This is a genomic window from Aeromonas sp. QDB56 (genome assembly GCF_027705505.1).
GTDB classification, from domain to species: domain Bacteria; phylum Pseudomonadota; class Gammaproteobacteria; order Enterobacterales; family Aeromonadaceae; genus Aeromonas; species Aeromonas caviae.
In genome coordinates this window covers 34,899-58,779 of sequence record NZ_JAPDBZ010000006.1, presented here as the reverse complement: position 1 = coordinate 58,779, position 23,881 = coordinate 34,899, and the positions used below count along the sequence as shown (strand labels likewise).

At 63.5% G+C, this 23,881-nt stretch carries 20 protein-coding genes, 1 tRNA gene and 1 pseudogene; 10 read left to right on the top strand and 12 right to left on the bottom strand.

Going from position 1 to position 23,881, the window contains the following annotated elements; genetic code table 11:
• Positions 1-29: 29 nt before the first annotated feature.
• On the bottom strand, positions 30-869 hold the full coding sequence (locus tag OKB81_RS01990) for an isopenicillin N synthase family dioxygenase (protein WP_134997171.1): 840 nt from the start codon (positions 867-869) through the stop codon (positions 30-32).
• 200 nt (positions 870-1,069) lie between these two features.
• Here OKB81_RS01990 and OKB81_RS01985 point away from each other — a divergent pair, with 200 nt between their 5' ends.
• A complete protein-coding gene (locus OKB81_RS01985) occupies positions 1,070-1,633 on the top strand; it encodes a DUF2799 domain-containing protein (RefSeq protein WP_010672898.1) in 564 nt (187 codons plus the stop codon).
• A 54-nt stretch (positions 1,634-1,687) separates the two neighbouring features.
• On the opposite strand, the gene OKB81_RS01980 is transcribed toward OKB81_RS01985, so the two are convergent.
• Positions 1,688-2,509, bottom strand: coding sequence for a Cof-type HAD-IIB family hydrolase (locus tag OKB81_RS01980; protein ID WP_109112599.1), 822 nt, complete (start codon positions 2,507-2,509; stop codon positions 1,688-1,690).
• 234 nt (positions 2,510-2,743) lie between these two features.
• Positions 2,744-3,982, bottom strand: a complete 1,239-nt coding sequence (locus OKB81_RS01975; RefSeq protein ID WP_042864400.1) for an MFS transporter — start codon at positions 3,980-3,982, stop codon at positions 2,744-2,746.
• A 148-nt stretch (positions 3,983-4,130) separates the two neighbouring features.
• Here OKB81_RS01975 and OKB81_RS01970 point away from each other — a divergent pair, with 148 nt between their 5' ends.
• Together OKB81_RS01970 and OKB81_RS01965 are read left to right on the top strand one after the other, a co-directional pair.
• Positions 4,131-4,754: a helix-turn-helix transcriptional regulator gene (locus OKB81_RS01970; RefSeq protein ID WP_160836575.1), complete on the top strand. Its 624-nt coding sequence runs from the start codon at positions 4,131-4,133 to the stop codon at positions 4,752-4,754.
• Between the two features lie 309 nt (positions 4,755-5,063).
• The gene (locus OKB81_RS01965) at positions 5,064-5,540 is read left to right on the top strand and encodes an Lrp/AsnC family transcriptional regulator (protein WP_010672894.1); all 477 of its coding nucleotides are present in this window, start codon (positions 5,064-5,066) and stop codon (positions 5,538-5,540) included.
• A 130-nt stretch (positions 5,541-5,670) separates the two neighbouring features.
• Here the strand turns inward: OKB81_RS01965 and OKB81_RS01960 are convergent, their stop codons facing one another.
• The 3 genes from OKB81_RS01960 to OKB81_RS01950 form a co-directional block, all read right to left on the bottom strand.
• Positions 5,671-5,988, bottom strand: a complete 318-nt coding sequence (locus OKB81_RS01960) for a hypothetical protein (RefSeq protein ID WP_041211026.1) — start codon at positions 5,986-5,988, stop codon at positions 5,671-5,673.
• Positions 5,989-6,136: 148 nt separating this feature from the next.
• Positions 6,137-6,367 carry a hypothetical protein gene (locus OKB81_RS01955; RefSeq protein ID WP_160836626.1) on the bottom strand — a complete coding sequence of 77 codons (231 nt, stop codon included), beginning with the start codon at positions 6,365-6,367 and terminating at the stop codon, positions 6,137-6,139.
• 35 nt (positions 6,368-6,402) lie between these two features.
• Positions 6,403-6,828 (bottom strand): MarR family winged helix-turn-helix transcriptional regulator, encoded by a 426-nt coding sequence (locus tag OKB81_RS01950; protein ID WP_029313694.1) that lies wholly within the window; start codon positions 6,826-6,828, stop codon positions 6,403-6,405.
• A 176-nt stretch (positions 6,829-7,004) separates the two neighbouring features.
• On the opposite strand from OKB81_RS01950, the gene OKB81_RS01945 reads away from it, so the two are divergent.
• The 4 genes and pseudogenes from OKB81_RS01945 (at position 7,005) to OKB81_RS01930 (ending at position 10,950) form a co-directional block, all read left to right on the top strand.
• Positions 7,005-8,009: an NADP-dependent oxidoreductase gene (locus OKB81_RS01945; protein ID WP_160836576.1), complete on the top strand. Its 1,005-nt coding sequence runs from the start codon at positions 7,005-7,007 to the stop codon at positions 8,007-8,009.
• 178 nt (positions 8,010-8,187) lie between these two features.
• Complete coding sequence (locus OKB81_RS01940) at positions 8,188-8,628, top strand: nucleotide triphosphate diphosphatase NUDT15 (protein ID WP_104455281.1); 441 nt, start codon at positions 8,188-8,190, stop codon at positions 8,626-8,628.
• Positions 8,629-8,800: 172 nt separating this feature from the next.
• Positions 8,801-9,943 (top strand): annotated as a pseudogene (gene chrA, locus OKB81_RS01935) (chromate efflux transporter).
• A gap of 137 nt (positions 9,944-10,080) precedes the next feature.
• On the top strand, positions 10,081-10,950 hold the full coding sequence (locus OKB81_RS01930; RefSeq protein WP_160836578.1) for an AraC family transcriptional regulator: 870 nt from the start codon (positions 10,081-10,083) through the stop codon (positions 10,948-10,950).
• A 70-nt stretch (positions 10,951-11,020) separates the two neighbouring features.
• On the opposite strand, the gene msrB is transcribed toward OKB81_RS01930, so the two are convergent.
• The 4 genes from msrB to malQ form a co-directional block, all read right to left on the bottom strand.
• Positions 11,021-11,407, bottom strand: coding sequence for a peptide-methionine (R)-S-oxide reductase MsrB (gene msrB, locus OKB81_RS01925; RefSeq protein WP_010672886.1), 387 nt, complete (start codon positions 11,405-11,407; stop codon positions 11,021-11,023).
• 56 nt (positions 11,408-11,463) lie between these two features.
• Positions 11,464-13,602: a glycogen debranching protein GlgX gene (gene glgX / locus OKB81_RS01920; protein ID WP_160836580.1), complete on the bottom strand. Its 2,139-nt coding sequence runs from the start codon at positions 13,600-13,602 to the stop codon at positions 11,464-11,466.
• Positions 13,602-15,779: a 1,4-alpha-glucan branching protein GlgB gene (glgB, locus tag OKB81_RS01915; RefSeq protein WP_160836582.1), complete on the bottom strand. Its 2,178-nt coding sequence runs from the start codon at positions 15,777-15,779 to the stop codon at positions 13,602-13,604. Before glgB ends, glgX begins: the two co-directional genes overlap by 1 nt.
• A gap of 82 nt (positions 15,780-15,861) precedes the next feature.
• Positions 15,862-18,051, bottom strand: coding sequence for a 4-alpha-glucanotransferase (gene malQ / locus OKB81_RS01910; RefSeq protein WP_042883055.1), 2,190 nt, complete (start codon positions 18,049-18,051; stop codon positions 15,862-15,864).
• A 346-nt stretch (positions 18,052-18,397) separates the two neighbouring features.
• Between malQ and gap the strand changes: the two genes are divergently transcribed.
• Positions 18,398-19,393, top strand: coding sequence for a type I glyceraldehyde-3-phosphate dehydrogenase (gap, locus tag OKB81_RS01905; RefSeq protein WP_010672882.1), 996 nt, complete (start codon positions 18,398-18,400; stop codon positions 19,391-19,393).
• Between the two features lie 105 nt (positions 19,394-19,498).
• On the top strand, positions 19,499-20,359 hold the full coding sequence (locus OKB81_RS01900) for a D-hexose-6-phosphate mutarotase (protein ID WP_160836584.1): 861 nt from the start codon (positions 19,499-19,501) through the stop codon (positions 20,357-20,359).
• Between the two features lie 70 nt (positions 20,360-20,429).
• On the opposite strand, the gene nadA is transcribed toward OKB81_RS01900, so the two are convergent.
• Complete coding sequence (gene nadA / locus OKB81_RS01895) at positions 20,430-21,503, bottom strand: quinolinate synthase NadA (RefSeq protein ID WP_010672880.1); 1,074 nt, start codon at positions 21,501-21,503, stop codon at positions 20,430-20,432.
• 142 nt (positions 21,504-21,645) lie between these two features.
• Here nadA and OKB81_RS01890 point away from each other — a divergent pair, with 142 nt between their 5' ends.
• Positions 21,646-23,751 carry a methyl-accepting chemotaxis protein gene (locus tag OKB81_RS01890; protein ID WP_160836586.1) on the top strand — a complete coding sequence of 702 codons (2,106 nt, stop codon included), beginning with the start codon at positions 21,646-21,648 and terminating at the stop codon, positions 23,749-23,751.
• Between the two features lie 47 nt (positions 23,752-23,798).
• Here OKB81_RS01890 and OKB81_RS01885 read toward each other — a convergent pair.
• Positions 23,799-23,874, bottom strand: a tRNA-Val gene (locus tag OKB81_RS01885).
• Positions 23,875-23,881: the final 7 nt, after the last annotated feature.

Below are 23,881 nucleotides of genomic sequence, written 5' to 3'. Positions count from 1 at the left end.
GGTTTGTTGTCTGCCCGGGTCTGGCGGGATTAGATGACCCCCAGCTCCCGCAACCGCTCCATCAGATAGCTGTGGGCGGTGTGACGCTCCGAGAGCACCACGTCCGGACGGGGGTGCAGGAAGAGCGGCAAGGAGATACGGGACTTGGCGGCACTGCCCCCGGTCGGGTTGATGACCCTGTGGGTGGTGGAGGGGTAGTAGCCGCGGGAGGCCTCCTGCAGCATGTCACCGATGTTGATGATGAGGGTGCCGAAATCGCAGGGCACGTCCATCCACTCCCCGTCTGAACCTTTCACCTGCAGGCCCGGCTCGTTGGCGGCGGGCAGAATGGTCAGCAGGTTGATGTCTTCATGGGCGGCGGCGCGGATGGCACCCGGCTCCTCCGTGCCGTCGAAGGGCGGGTAGTGCAGCACCCGCAGCAGGGTCTTGTGACTCTCTTCGATCATGGAGGAGAGCGGGCAGCTGTAGTGGGCAGCGATGTCGCCCGGGGTGTGTTGCTCCACCCAGCCCAGCAGCTCGGCGGCCAGATCGTTGGCGAGGCGGTAGTACTCCATCGCCTGCTCTTTCAGCTCTGCCGGCATCTGGCCCCAGGGATAGATGTGGAAGTACTCCTTGATGTCCTTCTGGCTGTGGCCCTTGGCCACCTCGGACACCGAGGGCGGGAAATAGCCGTCCTGGGTCTCGCGATTGAACAGGAAATCCTGCTTCTGTTCGCTCATGAAGAAGCGATACCAGTTGTCATAGATGGACTGCACCAGCTCCTTCGGGATGGGGTGGTGAGTCAGCACCCCGAAGCCGGTGGTGCGCAGGGATTCGGTGAAGCGCTCGGCCGCATCGGGGGAGCGATAATCGACGGTCAGGACTTTCATTGTTTTTATGTTACATGCCAGTTAAAAGTAGGCGCAGTTTACCCTGCCTCCCCCGGCAAGAAAAGGCTGCCGGAAGCCTGTCTACAACGGCTTGAAAATACTGATAAAAACATCATGATACGGCCCCCTCGCCCGGTGCTTGTCCCGGACGGGCCTCCTCTTCTAGAATGCCCCACCCCCTTTGCTGTCGGAGCCCCCTCATGTCCCCCAAGATCCTGTTGTTGACCCTTCCCTTCCTGCTCGCCGGGTGCAGTTCCCTCTCGGAGGAGGAGTGCCGTGCCATGAGCTGGTACAACCAGGGCTATCAGGACGGGGAGCAGGGCAAGACCCGGAGCGCCACCCGCGACTATCAGAAGACCTGCGGGGAGTACGGCCTCAAGGTGGATGAGGCGGAGTGGCAGCGCGGCTACGCCAAGGGGCTGGAGCTCTATTGCATCCCCGAGCTTGCCTACAGCAAGGGACGGGAGGGGAGCGAATACCTGGGGGTCTGCCCCAACGACACCAGCTTCCTCACCCAGTTCGAGCGCGGCCGCAAGGAGTACCTGCTGGAGCAGCGCCTCGGCGAATTGCAGCAGGAGCTGGAGCGCACCGAGCGGAGCATCCACCAGCTGGATCAGCAGATCCGGGGAGAGAGCGACAGCCGCCAGCGCGACTACTACCGTGCCCAGCGCGAGCGCGCCATCCGTCACTACGAAGGGGTGTACCGGGACTACAACCGGCTGCGCTTCCCGGATCGGGTGATCCAGTTCTCCTTCGGGAGCTGACAAAAAGGGGCCGACATGGCCCCTTTCTGTTTATGCCGCAGACTGCTTTTCCCCTCAGGCGGGCAGGACCCAGCGCTGCAACGCCAGGGCGATGCCATCCTCGTTGTGATCCGCGGTGACCCGGTCTGCATGGGCCTGGATCTGGGGCGCCGCATTGCCCATGGCCACCGCCAGCCCCACCTGCTCGAACATGCTGATGTCGTTGTTGTTGTCGCCAAAGGCCACCAGGTTCTCCATGGCAATCCCCTCGCTCGCCGCCCACTGGGCAAGCCGGTTGCCCTTGCTGCAACCGGGCTGCACCAGCTCCACCGCATAGGGGGCCGCCCAGTCACGGGTGAAGGGCAGTCTCTCCACCACCTCCCCGACGAAACGGTGCAATCGGCCGGGATCCTGGTTGAACAACTCCAGCTTCCAGATGGGGGACTGCAACCAGGACTCGATATCCTCGGCGGGCAGCAGGGAGACCTTGAGGTGATCCGGCTGGGTTGCCGACCAGCGCCGCATCCGGCCCACGTGCTCCTCGCAGCCCAGGTAGCCGATGCCGTCCCCCAGGTGGAACAGCGCCCCCATCTGCTGGGCCTGCACCTCCTCCAGCAGGGTGGTGAGAGGCGCCACGGCCAGGGGATCCCCGGCGAGGATCCTCTCCTGCACCGGATCATAGAGGTAGGCGCCGTTGCTGCAGATGATGGGGGTGTCGAGGGCCAGCTCGTGGTGGAAGGGACGGGCCGTCATGAAGTGGCGACCCGTCACCAGCAGCACCTTGATGTCGTGGGCCCGGGCCTGGGCCAGGGCCGCCCGGGTAGCGGACGAGATCTTGTGATCCCGGTTCAGCAGGGTACCGTCCATGTCCAATGCAATGGCCTGATAACGACTCATATCACCTCCAAGAATGTCGAGACGGGTGCGGCGCCATCCCTCCCGTTTCCAGTGCCATGACGACACATCTCACCGCCGGGAATGCGGACTGGGCATGGCAAGGCCCATGATGGGAGACGCGCTCGCCGGGGGGCGGGAACAGCGGAGCAAAGAGCCATACCGTCCCAGACTCGGCGCCGCGATGCAAGTCCGGCCCGCCATCCCGTCGCCGAACTGTGATCCCCGCGCCCTTCGTCAGCCCGCCTCGGCGCACCCGGCCACGGCGTTTCGCCTGTCCGCCCGTCTGCGCAATCCGTAGAAGCCGAGGGCACAGATCACGCCGCAGAGGCCGGCCAGGTAGAAGGGCCACTCGGTCCCCGCCAGCAGCACCAGGCTGCCCAGCACCACCGCCAGGATCTCGCTGCCCACCGCCAGACCGCGGTAGAGCCCCATCGCCTGCCCCTGCTGGCTGGCATGGCTGCGGTTGGAGACCGCCACCGAGGTGGCCAGCTCCCCCAGGCTCATGCCGATGCCCGCCGGGATGAAGGTGAGCGCGAGCCCCCACCACTGGGTCGGCAGGATGAACATCAGCATGCCCGCCGCCATCACCAGGTGGCCGACGATGCCAAGGGAGCTGCCGCGCCAGTGCCGTGCCAACTGCTCACCGATCCAGGAGCCCAGCATCATGGGCACACTCACCAGCACGGCGGCCTGGGCCAGTTGCACCGGATCCCATGCCAGCCGCTCCACCAGCCAGACATTGAAGTAGGTGAAGTAGAGCTGCACCGCCCCGTAGCTTGCCAGGGTCAAGGCAAAGTAGGGCAGGAGACGAGGTTGCAGCAGCAGTTGGCGGGTCGAGAGGGGAGCCTCATCCCGGGTCGCCGGCACCGGGGGACGATTGGGCAGCAGCCAGAGCACCAGCAGCAGGTTGATCACCGTCATCCCCACCGCCAGCCAGGCCGCCAGGCTGTAATCCCCCGAGACCACGGCCGCATAGCCCCCGATCATGGGGCCCACCACCCAGCCCAGGTTCATGCCGATGTTGATGCGTGCGAAGTTGCGTGCCTTGGTCCTGGCCGTGCTCATGTCCGCCGCCATCGCCTGCACGATGGCGATGTCGCCGTTGAAGAAGCCCTCCACCACCCGGCTCAGCAGCAAGAGCGGCAGGGAACGCCAGGCGATGCCGAGGGCCATCAGCACATACCCCGCCAGCACCCCCACCAGACAGAGGGTCAGCACCGGCTTGCGCCCATGGCGATCGGAGAGGCGGCCAAGCAAGGGGGCCCCCAGCAGTTGAAACAACGGATAGAGCCCCATGATGACGCCAAGCCACACCTTGCGGCTCCAGTCCGACGCCTGTGGCGTCAGCATGCCCTGGGCCGGATCCAGCAGCAGCGGTGCCAGGACGGGGGAAGGCAGGCTGAATCCCGCCACCGCCAGCGTCACCGTCATCACCAATACCCAGAGGGTCGCCTGTCCCTTGATCCCTTCCATCTTCGCCTCATTAAATAAAGTTATCGGTTTATTTATATTGTGAGGGGTCGTCCATTAAGTAAAGCATATTGTTGATTTAAATCTCCCTGCTACCCATAATGACCTCATCCAGGCGGTCACCGCACCGATACCCACCACCGGAGCCTCCATGAACGCCAGTACCGACAAGATCCTCTATCTGCTGAAAACCCGCGGCCCCCAGAGCGCCGCCGAACTCGGCGACCAGTTGCAGATGACGTCCATGGGGGCGCGCCAGCACCTGATGGCCCTGGAGTCCGAGGGCTGGGTGGGGTTTAGTGACGAGGCCCGCGGCCGTGGTCGCCCGGTGCGCCTGTGGCACCTCACCGACCAGGCCTGGCAACGCTTCCCCGACACCCATGGCGATCTGACCCTGCAGCTGATCGACGACATCCGGCAGGTGTTTGGCGACGCGGGCATGGAGCAGCTCATCGCGCGGCAGGAGCAGCAGATGCAGGCACGCTATGAATCCAGGCTGACCCAGCCGGCGCTGGCAGACAGGCTGATGACGCTCAAGGCGCTGCGCACCCAGGAGGGGTATATGGCGGACATGTCGCAGGAGGAGGACGGCAGCTGGCTGTGGTGGGAGAGTCACTGCCCCATCTGCAGTGCAGCCAGGGCCTGTCGGGGCTTTTGCCGCAGCGAGCTGGCGCTGTTTCGCCGGTTGCTGGCGCCGGCCGAGGTGGAGCGGGAGCAGTACCTGCTGGAGGGGGACAGCCGCTGTCTCTATCGCATCCGGCCGCCCCGCCCCTGAGCGGGCGGAACGCAAAAACAACAAAGCAGGCGCCGGGATGCCTGCTTTGTTGCCTTCGGGGAGGGGGTGCTCTCGTTCCAGCCCGTTGTTTCCCGATAAGGTCGAACGGCTGATGGGGCTCTTGACCCGGTAAGGTCCTTCACCACAGGTGCCTGGTCGGGCGCCTGTCTTGCCACCGGAAGATGTAACCATGGTACTCCCCGCGATGCGGTGAGTGGTTGTGAAGTAGCAGGTATTTTCAGTTGTTTTTGCAATAGTTCACCCTTAATCTAGGAAAAGTGGATTAGTAATTGCGAAGAGGTACGGAGAATGCTGAAACTTGATCGTATAGACAGGCATATTCTGGAGCTGATGCAGGAAAATGGCCGCATCAGCAACCTGGAGCTGGCCGAGCTGGTCGGGCTCTCTCCCTCCCCCTGCTCGCGCCGGGTCAAGGCGCTGGAGGATGCCGGTCTCATCGATACCCATGTCACTCTGCTCAATGCCCGCCAACTGGGGCTGACCCTCACCGCCTACATTCACATTTCCATGGACAGGCACACTCCGGAGCGGTTCGAGAACTTCGATCGCGCCGTCAAGGATCTGCCCGAGGTGCTGGAGTGCGACCTCATCACCGGCAACGATGCGGATTACCAGCTCAAGGTGGTGGTGCGGGACATGGAGCACTACCAGCACTTCCTGCTGGACAAGCTGACCCACATCTCCGGCGTGACCGGGGTGCGTTCGAGCTTCGTGCTGCGCCGCATCAAGCACAAGACCGCCCTGCCCCTCAACCACCTGGGCTGACCCCCGCATCCGGGGAGCACCAAAAGCAAGAGGAGGCCAGGGCCTCCTCTTCTTGTCTCAGCTATCAAGGGCATTCGCGGTCAACACCACCCCGCGGGCGCCCTCGCGCCGCCAGGTGGTGGACGCCTCGTCATGCCTCGACCTGGCTGACGTCCTGCACCTGCAGCAACCAGCCGCTCTGCTCCTGCAGGGGTTCGCCACGCAGTCGCAGCCGCTCACCGGTCGACACCCACTGCCCTTTGGGCAGAGATATTTCCAGGCTCTCACTGCCGTTGTCGAACACCCATCGATCGGCGCCCAACGACTCCATCAAGTACCCTTCCATCTCCACTCTGGACTCGGCCTGCCAGGAGGGGGAGGCGGTATCACGGCTCTCGATGAAATCCCCCTGAACACCAAAGCTGGCCAGCCCCCACAGAATGGAGAGCCCGACGATGGATGATTGCATCTCTCTCTCCTGTTGGTTTGCTACCTTGAGGGCCAGTATGGAAAGAGAAAAATGAGTGCACCATGAACAAGGTGCCAAAGTGCTGGCAAGATCGCGAAAAAAACCGGCCCCATGGCCGGTCATGTCATTTTATGTCGTACAGGTCACACTACTTGGCCGCTTCTTCTGCCATCCGTGCAGCCCTTGGTTTATTTGCCCACATGGCCACCCCGCGGTGATCCGCACAGATCCCCTCGTCGGTGACCGCCCGCACCCGCACCCCGTCCTTGCAGATGGCCTGCCAGGCATCGGCATCGTCGATCTGCAACTCGGAACGGGGATAGGAGGTATCGGCGCAAGCGCACAGCAGGATGGCAAACAGAGGAAGCAGGGATTGCATGGGTTTCATCGGGTCACTCCTGACGGGAAAAGGGATCAGCGCCCCAGCTGCGCCGCCACGCGATCGCAAAGCTGCTTGAGCTGGGCCAACTCAGCATCGGCCAGATCCACCTGATTGCGCAAGCTGTCCGCCAGACAGCACTCCCTGACCTCCTGCTGCAACTGGCGTCCCGCCTCGGTCAGACTGATGCACTTTTGCCGCTCATCCTCGTGGGAGACGGTTCGGGTCAGCCACCCCTTGCTCTCCAGCCGCTTGACGATGGGGGTCAGGGTGCCCGCATCCAGTCCGGTCTCCTGCCCTATCTCCTTGAGGCTGACCTCGTCCCGGGCCCAGAGCGAGAGCATCACCAGGTACTGGGTATAGGTGAGATCCAGCTTGTCCAGCAGCGGCCGATAGGCACGCATCACCGCATTGGAGGCGCTGTAGAGGGCAAAACAGACCTGCTTTTTCAATTCGCTCATGGAGGACCTCGCTGACGACAAGGGGGCAGTATACCCCATCAACTTCGGGGCTGAATAGTTTGCACACAAAACAGTTGCCAGCCCCCCGCGTTCAGGACTACCCTGATTTTAGTTTGCACACAAACAAAAATACCAGGCCGCCGCCCGACGCGCGGCCCCACTGCCGGAGAATGCCCATGAATGCCATCAGCCATCAAATCCAACTGCTGCGTCGCCCTACCGGTCTCCCCACTCTGGAGGACTTCGCCCTCCGGGATGTGCCCCTGCCCGCCCTGCAGGAGGGAGAGGTGCAGGTCGCCAACCAGTGGCTGTCGGTGGACCCCTACATGCGCGGCCGCATGAGCGAGGCAAAAAGCTACGTTCCTCCCTTCCCCCTCAACGGTCCCCTCGACGGCGGCGCCATCGGCACGGTACAGGCATCGCGCCATCCCGATTTCAAGGTGGGGGACAAGGTGAGCAGCATGCTGGGCTGGCGGGATGCCTTCGTGGCAAACGCCGCCCAGCTCACCCGCCTGCCCGACACCACCCTGCCGCCCCAGCGCTTCCTCGGCGCCCTCGGCATGCCGGGCATGACCGCCTGGGCGGGCCTGCACAAGGTGGCACACCTGAAGGCCGGTGAAACCCTGCTGGTCTCGGCGGCCTCCGGGGCGGTCGGCACCATGGCGGTCCAGCTCGCCAAGCAGGCGGGGGCCAGGGTCATCGGCTCCACCGGCTCGGCCGACAAGGTCGCCTACCTCAAGACCCTGGGGGCCGATGCGGTGATCAACTACCGGGAGACCCCGGATCTCGACGCCGAGCTGGCCCGCCTCGCCCCCGAAGGCATCCACGTCTACTTCGAAAACGTGGGGGGCGCCATGCTGGATGCCGCCCTCAACCACCTGGTGGTGCACGGGCGCATCGTGCTGTGCGGCCTCATCGAGCAGTACAACAGCAACGGCCAGGCCAGCGGCCCGCGCAACCTCTCCCAGGTGATCCGCAAGCGCATCCTGATGCAGGGGTTGCTGGTCTCCGATCACTGGCAGCACTACGGGGCGTTCCTGGCCGAGGCCATGCCGGCCTTCGAGGCGGGCACCCTCCAGGCCGAGGAGACCGTCAGCGAGGGGTTGGCCAGCATGTCGCAAGCCTTTATCGGACTGTTCCAGGGCCGCAATACCGGCAAGATGCTGGTCAGACTGCCCTGATCCGGGGGCATTTCCCATCTATTTAACAGATAGAATGTCGCCAGACCCATCCATTTAAGCGATGGAAAATCGGCATCCGATCGCCCTTGAACAGGCGGCTTGCGCAACGGGCCCATCCCCCCTAAGGTGGGCCCGTTTTCCCTGGCGCACCCCGCCGTCTCAGCAAGGAGCCTCCCCTATGTCTACCCCCTATCCCCGCGTCGGTGTCGGCGTCATTCTCACCAATGGCCAGGGCCAGGTACTGCTTGGCAAGCGCAAGGGCAGCCATGCCCCCTACTGGTCCATCGCCGGCGGTCATCTGGAATTGGGGGAGACCTTCGAGTCGGCAGCCATCCGGGAGGTGGCGGAGGAGACCGGCTTCGTCATCCACCAGCCTCGCGTCATCGCCGTCACCAACAACCTGGAGACCTGGCGCGAGAGCGGCCTGCACTACATCTCGGTCACCTTGCTGGCAGAGGTGGACGGGGAGCCGCAACTGCTGGAGCCGGAAAAATGCGAGGGCTGGAGCTGGTGCGACCCGCACACTCTGCCCGAGCCTCACTTCGATGCCAGTCGCCAGTCCATCGCCTGCTGGCTGGCGGGACAATGCTACCTGCCCCAGGCACAACCGGCCCCCTGACCCTCACCGGCAGGCTGCCGCGCGTCACCCCGGTACCTCTCGTCAGCTGGCGGAGGCGACCAGCCCCCCGCCAGCCCCTGTTGATGGCAGGCAGCGCGGGAGGGCGTACCGTCACCAAACTGTCACTTTTTTGTCATATTATCCGGGCCAGGATGATGACGAGGAGGGGAAGATGGGACAGGTATTCATGCAGTTCTTGTGGCTGGGGTGCATCAGTTTTGGCGGGCCGGCCGCCCATATCGGCTATTTTCAGCGCACCTTTGTCCAGCGGCTGGGCTGGCTGAGCCAGGCGGAGTTCGCCCAGTTGCTGGCCCTGTGCCAACTGCTGCCGGGTCCGGCCTCCAGCCAGCTCGGCTTTGCCATCGGCCGCCACCGCGCCGGCATCGGCGGCGCCCTGGCCGCCTTCGTCGGCTTTACCCTCCCCTCCTTCCTGCTGTTGCTGGCGGCCGCCGTCGGTCTGGGTCAGCTTGCGGGCAACCTCTGGCTGGACGCCGCCCTGCACGGCCTCAAGCTGCTGGCGCTCGTCGTGGTGGCGGATGCCGTGCTCACCATGAGCCGCCAGTTCTGCAAGACGGCGCTGCAACAGGGGGTCATGGTGGCCACCGCCGCCGCCCTCTGGTGCGCCCCCGGTCTTCTGACCCAGGTCGCCATGCTGCTCGGCGCGGCCCTGCTCTGTGCCTTGCGCGAGCCGCACCCGGGGAGTCAGGGCCTCGCATCCACTCCTGCTCGCCAGCCTCACTGGCCGACCCTGCTGCTGTTCGCCCTGCTGTTCGTCGGCCTGCCCCTGGTGGCGAGCGGCCCCGTCAGCCAGTTGCTGGCCGACTTTTACCGGGCAGGCAGCCTGGTGTTTGGCGGTGGTCACGTGGTGCTGCCCCTGTTGCAGGAGAGCCTGGGTCACCACCTGAGCGAGCAGCAGTTCCTGACCGGCTACGGCCTGGCCCAGCTGGTACCCGGCCCCATGTTCACCCTGGCCACCTACCTGGGCGCCGTGCTGCTGCCCGCCACTCCCCTCACCGGGGCGCTGCTGGCGACCCTGGCGCTCTTCCTGCCGGGTTTCTTGCTGCTCTGGGCGCTGGGCCCCTGATGGCAGCACTGGCTGGCCCGCCCCCTTCTGGCGGGGGCCGTGGCCGGCATCAACGCCGCCGTGGTGGGGCTGCTGCTGGCGGCCCTCTATCAGCCGGTGTGGCAGAGCGCCGTGCTCTCCCCCACCGATCTGGCGCTGGCCGCCGTCGGCTTCTACCTGCTGCGGGTGCCACGGCTCCCCGTTCTGCCCCTCGCCGCCCTGCTGACGGGGGCGGCCCTGCTGCTGGCCTGACGAACCCGCGACAAGTCAGGCAGCGCCCGCCGGGCTGGCGGTCATGGCTCTTCTCCCCGAGGGGAGGCAAAGAGAGCAAGATCCGTCAGGACAGCTCGGGCCCGTTGGCCGATAGTGAGCAGCACAGAGGAGAGACCATGGATCACAACCAGACAGAGGCCTACCGCCGACGCTTTCAAACGGTGACCGAGCACATCGAGCGCCATCTCGATGACGACCTGTCGCTGGAGCGGCTCAGCGCCGTGGCGCACTTCTCGCCCTTTCACTTTCATCGGCAATTTGCCGCTTACTGCGGCGTGCCGCTGGGGCGTTACATCCAGCTGCTGCGGCTGAAGCGGGCCTCTTACCGGTTGGCATTCGCTCCTCTGGACAAGGTGACTGATATCGCCCTCGATGCCGGCTTCCAGCATGGCGAATCTTTCAGTCGCGCCTTCAAGCAGACGTTCGGCCTGACGCCCAGCCAGTTCAGGCAGCACCCGGACTGGGCCAGCTGGCATCGCTGCCTGCCACGGCCCCCCACAAAGAGGATTGACCCCATGCGAGTCGACATCATTCAGTTCCCGCAGACCGCCGTCGCCGCCCTGACCCATCAGGGCCTGCCCGAGCGCATCAACGACACAGCGGCTCGCTTCATCCAGTGGCGCAAGGCCACGGGCGGCTCCCCGGTCGCCACCAGCCGGACCTATGGCCTGGCGCCGGACGACCCCGCCACGACGGAGGGTGCGGCGTTTCGCTTTACCCTCTGTGGCAGCGTCGAGGCCCCCGTCGCCGAGGACAATGAGTGGGGTGTGAAGAATGCCCTCATCCCGGCCGGGCGCTGCGCCGTGGTGCGCCACCGCGGCTCCCACGACCTCCTGGCCGACTGTGCCCGGGCGCTCTACCGCGACTGGCTGCCCGCCAGCGGCGAAGAGCTGCGGGATTTTCCGCTCTTCTTCCACTACCACAACTTTGTACACGAGGTGCCCACCCATGAGCTGGTCACCGACATCTACCTGCCGCTGGCATAGCCCGGCACCTGACAGGGGGAGATAAAAAAGCGGCGCCTCCGAAGGGAGGCGCCGCTGGTCGTGTCGGGGATCAGGCGTCGGGCTCGAAATCCAGGCTCAGGCTGTTGACGCAGTAGCGCTGGCCGGTCTCGGTCGGCCCGTCGGGGAAGACGTGGCCAAGGTGGGAGCCGCACTGGCTGCAGGTGATCTCCACCCGCTTCATGCCGTGGCTGTTGTCCTCGGTGTAGGTCACCGTCCCCTCGATGGCCCGGTCGAACGAGGGCCAGCCGCAGCCCGCGTCGAACTTGGCTCCTGAGTGGAACAGCACCTGCTTGCAGCAGACGCAGTGGTAATCGCCGCTCTTGCGGTTGTGCAGCAGGGCACCGCTGTAGGGACGCTCGGTCCCTTTCTCCCAGCAGACGTGGAACTGCTCTGCACTCAGCTTGTCGCGCCACTGTTCAGGGTTGTTACTGCTCATTCCGGCTCCTCACCACTGATAACGGTGCCCAGCATACCCAGTCAGGGCGCCTGGCTCTACCCCGCCAGCGGGAACTGTGATCCCGTTGGCAACACGGCGACAACATCCGCTGCCACCACCCCTTCACTCGCCAGCACCGCCGCCGGCAGGGCGACCCGCTCCAGCAGCTTGAGGGAGTGGGCACGCCCCACCGCCACCTGCCGCTTGATGTCGTCCGGCAGGAAGGGCAGGCCGTCGTTGGTGGCGGTGTCGATGGTCTGGATCCACTCCATGCCCTCCCCCGGCGGCGGCAGGCGGAACTGGATGTCATAGTCGCTGGCGTTGAACAGCACGTACCAGCGCTCCCCGGTGCAGCCGATCATGCCGATGTCCATGGCAAACGCCTGCCCCATGGGGGCGTGCCAGTCCTGATCGGTGAGCTGATGGCCGTCCGGGTGATACCAGTTCACCTGGTGACAGCTGGTCGCCTTGCCGTTCCAGCCGTCGTCGCTCAGTTGCAGGTTGGAGAAGACCCCGGACTCCGCCCGCAGCGCCATCATCTGGCGGGTGAAGGCGAGCAACCGCTCGTCCTCCGGGCGCAGTTGCCAGTTCACCCAGCTTATCTGGTTGTCCTGACAGTAGGCGTTGTTGTTGCCAAGCTGGCTGCGGCCCATCTCGTCCCCGGCCAGAAAGTGGGGCGTCCCCTGTGACAGCAGCAGGGTGGCGATGAGGTTGCGCTTCTGCTGCTGGCGCAGGTTGTTGATGCGCGGGTCCAGGGTCGGCCCCTCCACCCCGTGGTTGCTGGAGAGGTTGTTGCCGTGGCCGTCCCGGTTGTCCTCGCCGTTGGCCTGGTTGTGGCGCTGGTTGTAGGAGACCAGATCCTCGAGGGTGAAGCCGTCGTGATAGCAGAGGTAGTTGACGCTGGTGTGGGGGGAGCGCCAGTTCTTCGGGAAGAGATCCCGCGAGCCCACCAGACGGGTGGCAAAATCCCCCATCTTGCCCGCATCCCCGCGCCAGAAGGCGCGCACCGTGTCGCGGTAACGATCGTTGATCTCCAGCCATTGGCTCGGAAACTGGCCGAGACGATAGCCGAAGGGGCCGATGTCCCAGGGTTCGGCGATGAGCCTGACCCGCGCCAGCACGGGATCCGCCATCATGGCCTTGAAGAAGGCGCTCATGGGATCGAACTCCCCCGCTTCCCGCGCCAGGGTGACCGCCAGATCGAAGCGGAAACCGTCCACCTGCATCTCGGTGACCCAGTAGCGCAGGGCATCGAGCACCAGTCGCAGGGTATTGGGGTGATCCAGATTGACGCTGTTGCCGCAGCCGGTGACGTTGGCGTGGCGATGGTAATCCGGACCGTGGGCCCCCGACTCGAAGGCGTAGTAGCCCGCGTTGTCAAACCCCTTGAGGGAGAGCATGGGGCCGTCGAAGCCCGACTCCGCGGTGTGGTTGTAGACCACGTCCAGGATCACCTCGAGCCCCGCCCGGTGCAGCTCGCGCACCATGGTCTTGAACTCGGTCACCGCATCCTTCGCCCCGTAGCGCGGTTCGGGCGCGAAGAAGGCGATGGGGTTGTAGCCCCAGTAGTTGGTGAGCCCCAGCTGCTCGAGCCTGGGCTCGGACATGAAGGCCGCCACCGGCATCAGCTGGACCGAGGTCACCCCCAGCCCCTGCAGATGCTCGATCATCAGCGGGTGGCTGATGCCCAGATAGGTGCCCTGCAACGCCTTGGGGATGCCGGGGTGCTGGCGGGTGAACCCCTTGACGTGGGTTTCGTAGAGCACGACCCGCTCCGGCGGGATGCCGGGCTTGCCGACCCCCTGCCAGTCGAAGGCATCGTCCACCACCACCGACTTGCCCACCATGGCCGCGCTATCCCCCTCGTAGAGGGCATCGTCCCAGTGGGTGGCACGGCTGAGCGCACGGGCATAGGGGTCTATCAGCAGCTTGTCCGGGTCGAACAGCAACCCCTCCTGGGGAGAGCCATGCACCCGGTAGCCATAGCGCTGACCGGCCTTGACCCCGCGCACGTGGCCGAACCAGTACTGGCCGCGCCGACCGGGCAAGGGGAGACGCGCCAGCTCTTGCTCCTCTTCGTCGAACAGGCAGAGCTCCACCTTGTCCGATTGGGGAGCCCAGACACAGAAGTGGCAGCCTGTCTCGTCCAGACGGGCGCCAAGCGGGTGATCTAGCCCGTTTTCCATTTCAAACATCAGGACTCCTGTTTGATGAACAAGGTCGCGAGCGGCGGCAAGTCCAGCACCAGGCTGTGTGCCATCCCCTGCCAGGGGGTCGCCTCGGCGACGAAGACCAGACCCACATCATAGTTGCTGCCCCAGTAATGCTCGCTGTCGGTGTTGAGCACCACCCGATAGCGACCGGCAGCCGGCACCCCGAGACGGTAACCGATGCGCGGCACCGGGGTGAAGTTGCAGGCCACCACCAGCGGATGGGCCCCCAGCTTGTCGGCCCGCAGCCAGGCGAAGATGCTGTTGTCCGCATCCTGGTGATCCAGCCAGCGGAAACCGGCCTGTTCATAATCCGCCTGATACAAGGCAGGTTCATGACGATAGAGGTGGTTGAGATCCCGGATCAGCCGCTGCTGGCCGCCGTGCCTGGGGTACTGCAACAGGTGCCAGGGCAGCTGGGCATCATGATTCCACTCGTTGCTCTGGGCGATCTCGGTGCCCATGAAATTGAGCTTCTTGCCGGGGTGGGCATACATGAAGCCCATGTAGGCGCGCAGGTTGGCGGCCTGCTGCCACTCGTCCCCCGGCATCTTGTAGAGCAGGGAGTGCTTGCCGTGGACCACCTCGTCGTGGGAGAGGGACAGAATGAAGTTCTCGTCATAGTGGTACACCATGGAGAAGGTCATGTCGTTGTGGTGGTAGCGACGGTGAATGGGCTCTTTTTGCATGTAGCTGAGGGTGTCGTGCATCCAGCCCATATTCCACTTGAAGCCAAACCCCAGGCCACCGAGGAAGGTGGGACGGGAGACCCCGGCAAAGGCGGTGGACTCCTCGGCGATGGTCATGGCGTGGGGGTACTTGCCGTACACCTCCTCGTTGGTCCACTTCAAGAGGCTGATCGCCTCGTAGTTGTGGTTGCCGCCATCGACGTTGGGCACCCACTCACCGGCGTTGCGGGAATAATCCAGATAGAGCATGGAGGCGACCGCATCCACCCGCAGGCCGTCGATGTGGAACTTGTCGAGCCAGAACAGGGCGCTGGCCACCAGGAACTGGCGCACGGTGTCGCGACCGAAGTCATAGATGTAGGAGTTCCAGTCCGGGTGCCAGCCACGGCGCGGATCTTCGTACTCGTAGAGCGGCGTGCCGTCGAAGCGGGCCAGGCCGTGGGCATCGGACGGGAAGTGGGCGGGCACCCAATCCAGAATCACGCCGATCCCCGCCTGGTGGCACTGATCCACGAAGTATTTGAAATCGTCGGCCGTGCCGTAGCGGCTGGTGGGGGAGAACATGCCCACCGGCTGGTAGCCCCAGGAGCCGCTGAACGGGTGCTCGGAGACCGGCAGCAGCTCGATGTGGGTGTACTCCATCTCCTTGATGTAGTTCACCAGCTCCACCGCCAGCTCGCGCCAGTTCAGGCTGTCGCCGTTGGGATGGCGCTTCCAGGAGCCGACGTGCAACTCGTAGATGGAAAGCGGCTGCTCCCGCTTGTCGTTGCGTTGGCTCTCGCGCCAGGCGGCATCCTGCCACTGGTACTGATCGTGGTCATAGACCACGGAGGCGAACGAGGGGTACTGCTCGCAGTAGAAACCCACCGGGTCGCTCTTGTGGGGCAGTCGGTTGCCCATGGGGTCTTTGAGCTCGAACTTGTAGCGATCCCCGGCCTTGAGCCCCGGCACGAACAGCACCCAGTGGCCACACTGGCTGCGCTGCATGGGGTGACGGCGGCCATCCCAGAAGTTGAAATCACCGATGAGGCTCACCGCGGTGGCGCTCGGCGCGTAGACGGCAAAGCGTACCCCTTCCACCTGCTGGCCGAGGTGCGTCACGGTGCGCAACTGGGCGCCGAGGGTGTGGTAGAGGTTTTCCGGTTGCCAGGTGAGTTCCGCCAGCCCTTCCCAGGCGGCAGCCTGGAACTGATAGGGATCGATGATGTCGGCACTGGCGTCGGCGTAGGTCGCGATGAGCTGGTAGGGGAAGGGATTCTTGCGGCGGGTGAAAACAGTTTCAAAGAGGCCCGCTTCGTCAGCGGCGGTCAGGGTGGCAACTATCTTGCCTGACTTGAGATCCCTGACCCGGACCTCGAGTGCATCGGGCAACCAGGCGGTGAGTTTCAGGCCTGGCCCATCCGGATTGGCCAGCAGGCCTAGATGGGAGAAGGGATCGGCACAGCGGGCGGCAACCAAACGTTCAACGGGCATCGACATTTCCTTTGATGGCTGAACATCCGCTTCGGCCGAAGCCGAAGCGGATGAAAGTGAGTTACATGTTGGCGTTCAAGGCTCAACGGCTGGCCTCGTCACGGGCCCGGCTCATCTTGCCCGCCAGATTCTTGAGCGCCTCGTCGGCGAAGATATCCTCCAGATCCCGGGAGAGCTTGCGACGCCAGTTGGGGTACTCGTAGCTGGTACCCGGCACGTTGACCGGCTTGTCCATCTCCAGCCAATCTTCGAGCTGAGTGCTGAACAGGGCACAGCTGCCGCGGGACATGTGCAGTTGCAGACCGTGGTTGAGCTCGGTATTCATGCCGACCCAGTTCACGTCTTGACTGATATTGCCAGAGATGACCCCATGAGCATGCAGGCTGTCAAGGATCCGCTGCTTGGCCTGGTGGCGATCAGCATACAGGGTCTTGAGTACGTCTTCATCCGGGTACAGGCCCAGTTCGCGTCCCAGCGCCAGATCGTCGCAGTGCCAGAAGCCTTTGAGGGTCGGCATGTCGTGGGTGGTCAGGGCGGACATCGCCTGCTCGGCGTAGTGCGCCGGGGAGATGAAGCCGCCATCGTCCTTGGAGCGCTCGAAGAAGAACACCTTGTAGGAGTGGACGCCGTTCTCTTTCAGGGTCACGTCGATCCCCTCCGGCACGGTCCCCAGATCCTCGCCGATCAGCAAGCACTGGTTGCGATGAGACTCGAGGGCCAGGATCCCCAGCAGATCGTTCACCGGATAATAGATGTAGGCCCCCTTGGCGGCCGACTCTCCGGGCGGCACCCACCACAGGCGCAGCAAGGCCATCACATGGTCGATGCGCAGGGCGCCGCAGGAGCGCATGTTGGCACGGAACAGATCCACCATGGGCTGGTAGGCGGCCTCGAACAGCTGGTTCGGGTTCATGGGGGGCAGGCCCCAGTTCTGGCCGAGGGGGCCGAGGATGTCGGGCGGTGCACCGACCGAGGCTTTCGGGCAGTAGAGATCCCGGTTTGCCCAGATCTCGGTGGAGCCTTCGGAGACGCCGACCGCCAGATCCCGGTAGATCCCCATCACCATGCCGGCGGCCTTGGCGCGGGCATCGGCCCGGGCCAGCTGCTCGTCAGCCAGGAACTGCAGATAGAGATAGAAGGCCACATCCTGCTGGTGCTCGGCCATCCAGGCCGCCACTTCGGGGTTGTGGTAATCGCGCAGCGCCTCGGGCCAGACCGGCCAGCCCCAGGCATTCTCGCCCTTGGCATAGAAGTGGGCCTGAAGGGCGTCAAACGCTGCCTGCTGTTGCAGGCTGTCACCGCCGGCAGCCACGAAGGCATCGAACGCAGCCTGACGCTCGGCGCTGAAGCTGGCCTGGTCGAACACCTGGCGCAGCATCCCGATCTTGGTCTGGATGACGCCGGTGTAATCCACATTGTCCTTGACCCGCAGGGAGGTGAGGTGCTGCTGGAAGGCCGGGCTCGCCACTTCCGCTTTCAGGCGATCGTTGCCCAGGAATTCGGGTACCGCTTCCACATCGATATAGGCGACGTTGAGCCAGCGACGGGAAGAGGGGCTGTAGGGGCTGGCACTCTCCGGGTTCGCCGGGTAGAGGGCGTGGATGGGGTTGAGACCGACGAAGTGGGCTCCCCAGGCGGCTGCATTCTCAACCAGCTGGCCGAGATCGCTGAAATCGCCGATGCCCCAGTTGTGGCGGCTGCGCAGGCAGTAGAGCTGGACGCTCGGGCCCCACACCTTGCGACCATTGGCGATGGGTGCCTGCTTGTAGCAGGACTTGGGGGCGACGATGAGACGCATGGTGGCCAGCGGCTCGTCATTGCCCTCTTCCAGCAGGATGAGCTGGTGATAACCCAGCGCAGGCTGCACATCCAGAGTGACGCGATAGGCCTGGCACTCCATCTCCTCGAACTCGGCCACCCCGACCAGCTCACCCTCGATGGGGGTGAGTTGACCGGACAGCACTGCACCCTGCTCCTGCTGGAGCTGCCAGGTGAGGGCATCGTTGACGAATTCGATGGGGAGGCGAACCTCAAGAGTAACGGCGTCGCCGCTGCGTACCACCATCACGGGATCCAGCGCGCGCAGCCAATGCTGGCGGTGCTCCTGCTCAAGCTGTTCGGACAGGGCGGCCTCGTCATCGACGCGGTAGCCCATGGCGCCCAGCATGGCGGCCTTGCTCTCTTCCGATACCAGGGCCGGCTGGCCCCAGGCATCAACATACTCACTGGCAATGCCTTTGGCGGCAGCCAGCTGTTCAATCAGGGTGGTCATAGTTTGAGAATTCCCGCTGTGGATTCTGTCTACGCTATTTTGTGATTAATTTTTATGGTTGGTACTTGAACATTGGCTCTTTGGCCATGCTAAACCGCGCACATTTTTACATATCTCCCCGGCTGGATGTGTGACCGGGCAGGCACTATTGTTGTTCTCTGCCACCGACTTTGCTGATGATGCATTCAACAAAAGTTGGTAGCCAGTTACATAAACCGAAAATAAATTTCACAGTTTTTCATGATATAGCGCAATTTCGCGCAGATTGTTGGTTGACTCGCGAGGGAGTTCTAGTAAATTTACAAACGGAATTTTCTTTGACTACTGAACAGTTAGGTAACCAATTATGACTATCAAAGTAGGTATTAACGGTTTTGGCCGTATCGGTCGTTTCGTTTTCCGTCTGGCCGCTGAGCGTGCTGACATCGAAGTGGTTGGTATCAACGACCTGATCGACGTTGACTACATGGCTTACATGCTGAAGTACGACTCCACTCACGGTCGCTTCAAGGGCACTGTTGAAGTCAAAGACGGCAACCTGATCGTCAACGGCAAAACCGTACGTGTTACCGCTGAACGTGACCCGGCCAACCTGAAATGGGGCGAAATCGGTGTTGACGTTGTTGCCGAAGCAACCGGTCTGTTCCTGACCGACGAAACCGCTCGCAAGCACATCGCTGCCGGTGCCAAGAAAGTCGTACTGACCGGTCCGTCCAAAGACGCTACCCCGATGTTCGTCATGGGCGTCAACCAGGATTCCTACGCTGGCCAGGACATCGTTTCCAACGCTTCCTGCACCACCAACTGCCTGGCCCCCATCGCCAAGGTTCTGAACGATACCTTCGGTATCGAATCCGGCCTGATGACCACCGTTCACGCTACCACTGCTACCCAGAAGACCGTTGATGGTCCGTCTGCCAAAGACTGGCGCGGTGGCCGCGGTGCGGCTCAGAACATCATCCCGTCCTCTACCGGTGCTGCCAAGGCTGTTGGCGTGGTCATCCCGGAACTGAACGGCAAGCTGACCGGCATGGCCTTCCGCGTGCCGACTCCGGACGTGTCCGTTGTTGACCTGACCGTCAACCTGAAGAAAGAAGCGTCCTACGCTGAAATCTGCCAGGCCATGAAGGCTGCCTCCGAAGGCGCCATGAAGGGCGTGCTGGGCTACACCGAAGACGAAGTGGTTTCCACCGACTTCCTGGGTGAGCGTCAGACTTCCGTGTTCGATGCCAAGGCTGGTATCCAGCTGAACAAGACCTTCGTGAAAGTCGTCTCCTGGTACGACAACGAAATGGGCTACTCCAGCAAGGTTCTGGACCTGATCGCTCACATCTCCAAGTAATTTGGGATGCGCAATCGCGTAGCTTGAAAAAAGGCGGCCAATGGCCGCCTTTTTGTATTCTGAATCACGGACCCTTTCTGAATGTCCCCGAGCACTGGAGCCTTTATGACACCGACACGTACGCTGACTGCCCACTGCACCCTGAGCCAGGATGGCCTGCCCCTGCTGACCATAGACAATGAGCACGCCAGGGCCGAGATAAGCCTGTTTGGCGCCCACGTGCTGCGTTACCAACGCCATGGTGAGCCGGCCTCTCTCTGGCTCAGCGACAAGGCGATACTGGATGGCAGCAAGCCCATTCGCGGCGGCATTCCCCTCTGCTGGCCCTGGTTCGGCCCCTCCCCCGCTCGCGTTGGCAGCGGCAAGCCGGCTCATGGCTTCGCACGCAACTGCCTGTGGACGCTGGATGGGGTCTCCGATCACGGGGATGGCACACTCGTCCACCTCTCCCTGCGTGACAACGATGCCAGCAGGACGCTCTGGCCCCATGCCTTCGAGCTGGAGCTGGACGTACTGGTCGGCAAGGAGCTTTCCCTGGTGCTGACCACCCGCAACACCGGCAAGTCAGCGCTCACCTACAATGCCGCCCTGCACACCTACCTGCAGATCAGTGCGCCGGAAGCGGTGACCGTGACCGGCCTCGGCGAACCCTATCTGGACAAGCTGACCGGCCGAAACGAACTGCAACAGGGCGCGCTGACCGTCACCGCAGCCATGGATCGCATCTACCGCCAGCCCGATGCCATGGTCAGCGTGCAGGATGGTGAGCGCACCACCCGGGTGGTCAACGGCAACCACGACAGCGTGGTGGTCTGGACTCCCTGGCAGGAAGGGGCCAGCGCCATGGCCGACATGAGTGACGACGGTTATCGCACCATGCTCTGTGTCGAGGCGGCCATCACCGCCGAGGACGGGATCACCGTCCCGCCCGACGAGGAGCACAGCTTCTCCACCATCATCATCTGACGATACAGATGACGGATAAATAAAGAGGGCTCCCGCGGGAGCCCTCTTTGCATCTTGCCATCAGAGTCAGTCAGGCGTTGCCCTGGGTCTTGAGCTTGAGCTCCGCGGCGAAATCCAGCATGCGGTCGAGCGGGACAAGCGCTTTGAGACGCAGTGCCTCATCCACATGGATCTCGTGACGCTCGGCACCGTCGGTCAGGGCTTCCTTGATGGCCACCAGGCCGTTCATCGCCATCCAGGGGCAGTGGGCGCAGCTGCGGCAGGTGGCACCATCGCCGCCGGTGGGCGCCTCCACCATCTCTTTCTCCGGGCAGGCCTGCTGCATCTTGTAGAAGATGCCGCGATCGGTCGCCACGATCAGTTTCTGCTGGGGCAGCTCTTTGGCGGCCTTGATGAGCTGGCTGGTAGAACCCACCGCATCCGCCAGTTCGATGACGGAGGCCGGGGACTCCGGGTGCACCAGCACGGCGGCATCCGGGTTCTGGGCCTTGAGCTCGCGCAGCGCCTTGGCCTTGAACTCGTCGTGCACGATGCAGTGACCCTGCCATCGCAGCATCTCGGCCCCTGTCTTCTTCTCGATGTAGGCGCCGAGGTGTCTGTCCGGGCCCCAGATGATCTTGTGACCCTGACTGTCCAGATGTTCGACGATCTCCAGCGCAATACTGGAGGTGACCACCCAGTCGGCCCGTGCTTTCACCGCTGCCGAGGTATTGGCATAGACCACCACGATGTGATCGGGGTGGGCATCGCAGAAGGCGGAGAACTGGTCGATGGGACAACCCAGATCAAGCGAGCACTCGGCCTCCAGCGTCGGCATCAGCACCCGCTTGTGGGGGCTCAGGATCTTGGAGGTCTCTCCCATGAAGCGCACACCGGCCACGATCAGGGTCTGGGCTGCATGGTCGCGACCGAAGCGGGCCATCTCCAGGGAGTCACCCACGAAGCCGCCGGTGGCTTCTGCCAGGGCCTGGATCTCGGGATCCGTGTAGTAATGGGCAACCAGCACGGCCTGGCGCGCCTGCAGCAGTACCTTGATCTCGGCGATCAGGGTCGCCTTCTGCTCGGGAGTCAGGGGCTGTGGTTTGGCCGGGAAGGGGTAGTCCATCTCGACTACCGGCGGAATACTGCTCAGTGCATTGCTCATTGCGACTGTTCCATCAACGCTCGGGAAGGCCAAAATTATAACCAGAAGCCGTGCACAAACCCATCAACAAATCCAGTACAGTACAACTGTCAGGACCCGCTCCGACCATATCGTTGTCATTCTTGCCAAAAGGAGTTGTCGAATGAAACAACGTTCGCTCAAGACCAAGTTGTTGTTGCTCACGCTGGGACTTTTTCTCGCCAGTGGCGTCGCCATGACATGGATACAGTCCTCCTCGCTGAACGGCCTGCGCGATGACATCATGGCGCAGACCCGTGGCGCCCTGGAGCAGGAGGTTTCCCGTTCCCTGCAATTCCAGGCAGAGCGGTATGCCGTGCAGATCGAAGACCAGTTGCAGCAGGCCTATCAGATACCGCTCGGCATGGCGGCGCAGCTTGAAGGAAGCATGGCCCAGCCGGACCAGCGGCTGAGTCGCCCGCAAGTAGAGCTCCTGCTTGGCAGCCGCCTGCGCCAGGCAAACGGGATCAGTTCCATCTACGCCCAGTTCGAACCCAACGGTTACGACGGACAGGACGCCGACTGGCAGACGGGCGCCAGCCATTCGGTTGCCGGCAAGGGCAGTCTCGAGGTCTATTTCACCCGGGAACAGAACGGAAACATCGCGCAGCAGACCATAGATGCCGCCACCAGTGACGCCAAGTTCGACACCTCGCGCAATGAATTCGGCATTCGCAACAGCGAGTGGTATCTCTGCGGTCGCGAGACTCGTCGCCCCTGCCTGATGGAACCCTACCTCTACGAGATAAGCCCTGGCCAGAAGATGCTGATGACCAGCCTGACGGTGCCCGTCCTCAAGGATGGCAAGTTTGCCGGGATCACCGGGGTCGACATGAACCTGCCCATCTTCCAGCAACTGGCCGAGCACCTTGGCAAGAGCCTCTATGACAACCAGGCCGAGGTCACCCTGGTCAGCAAGGCGGGCTTCATCGTCGGCAGCAACCGCCATTCGGACAAACTGGGGCGTCCCCTGACAGAGGCCGGACTGGTTGCCCCGAATGGACGCCCCGCCGATACCGACAGCGATTTCATCTTGCAGCAGCCCATACGGATCGAGGCTGCCGACAACCAGTGGTGGCTGATGATCAAGGTGCCCAAGGCCCTCGCCCTCAGCCAGGCCAACACCATCAGCCAGCAGCTCGGCAGCCTGTTGCAGGCGACCCAGCAGCAGCAGCTGGTTGCCATCGTTGTCATCACCCTGGTGGCCCTGGGGCTGCTTGTCTGGTTCATTCAGACCATCACGGCGCCCCTCTCCCTCATCAGCCGCCACGTCTCCCACCTCGCCAGCAATGAGGGCGACCTGACCCAGCAGATGCGTATCGACACCCACCAGGAGCTCATCGAGCTGGGCAGGCATCTCAATGCCTTCCTCGGCAAGCTGAGGGCCATGGTGCAGGGCAGCAAGCAGATAGGGCAACAGGTGCATCAGCAGGCCAGGGGCATGAAACAGACGGCCGATGCCATGCGCAGCAGCCTGGATGATCAGAGCCTGGAGCTGGAGAGCGTGGTCAGCGCCATGCACGAGATGAGCACCACGGCAGTCAGTGTGGCGGGCTATGCGGAACAGGCGGCGCAGGAGTCGGAAGCGGTGACCCACCATGTCAGCACGGCCCAGCAGACCTTGAGCAGGGCCCGCAGCGAGATCCATACCCTGGTCGAGGACATGCATCAGGCCGACAAGGCGGTCGCCCAGGTCGCCCAGCGCAGCACCAATATCAGCCACATTCTCGATGTGATCCGGGCCATTGCCGAACAGACCAACCTGCTGGCACTCAACGCAGCCATCGAGGCGGCGCGGGCCGGCGACATGGGCAGGGGGTTTGCCGTCGTGGCGGACGAGGTGAGGGCGCTGGCCAACAAGACCCGCTCATCCACCGACGAGATAGGGCAGCTCATCGGCAGCCTGCAAACCGAGGTCACCAGCAGCCAGCAGTTGATGAGCACGGGGATCGCCCGCTCGGTGAGTACGGTTGAAGGCACGGAGCAGGCCTTCGAGGCACTCAATCAGGTGGTCAGCCAGATCCAGCAGATCCATGATCACATCAGCCAGGTGGCGACCGCCGCCGAGCAGCAGAGTGCCGTGAGCGACACCATCAACCAGAACCTGATGCGCATCGGCGACGCCGCCACCACCCTGGGACAAGAGGCCAATGCCAGCCAGCGCCTGAGCGAGGCACTGGAACAGGCGGCCACCACCCTGGCAAGCGAGCTGGATCGACTGCGAACCTGATGGGAGACGGAAACGAAAAAGCCCGCATCGCTGCGGGCTTTTCAATATGGTGGTCGTTACTGGGCTCGAACCAGTGACCCCCTCCTTGTAAGGGAGGTGCTCTCCCAGCTGAGCTAAACGACCTGGGACC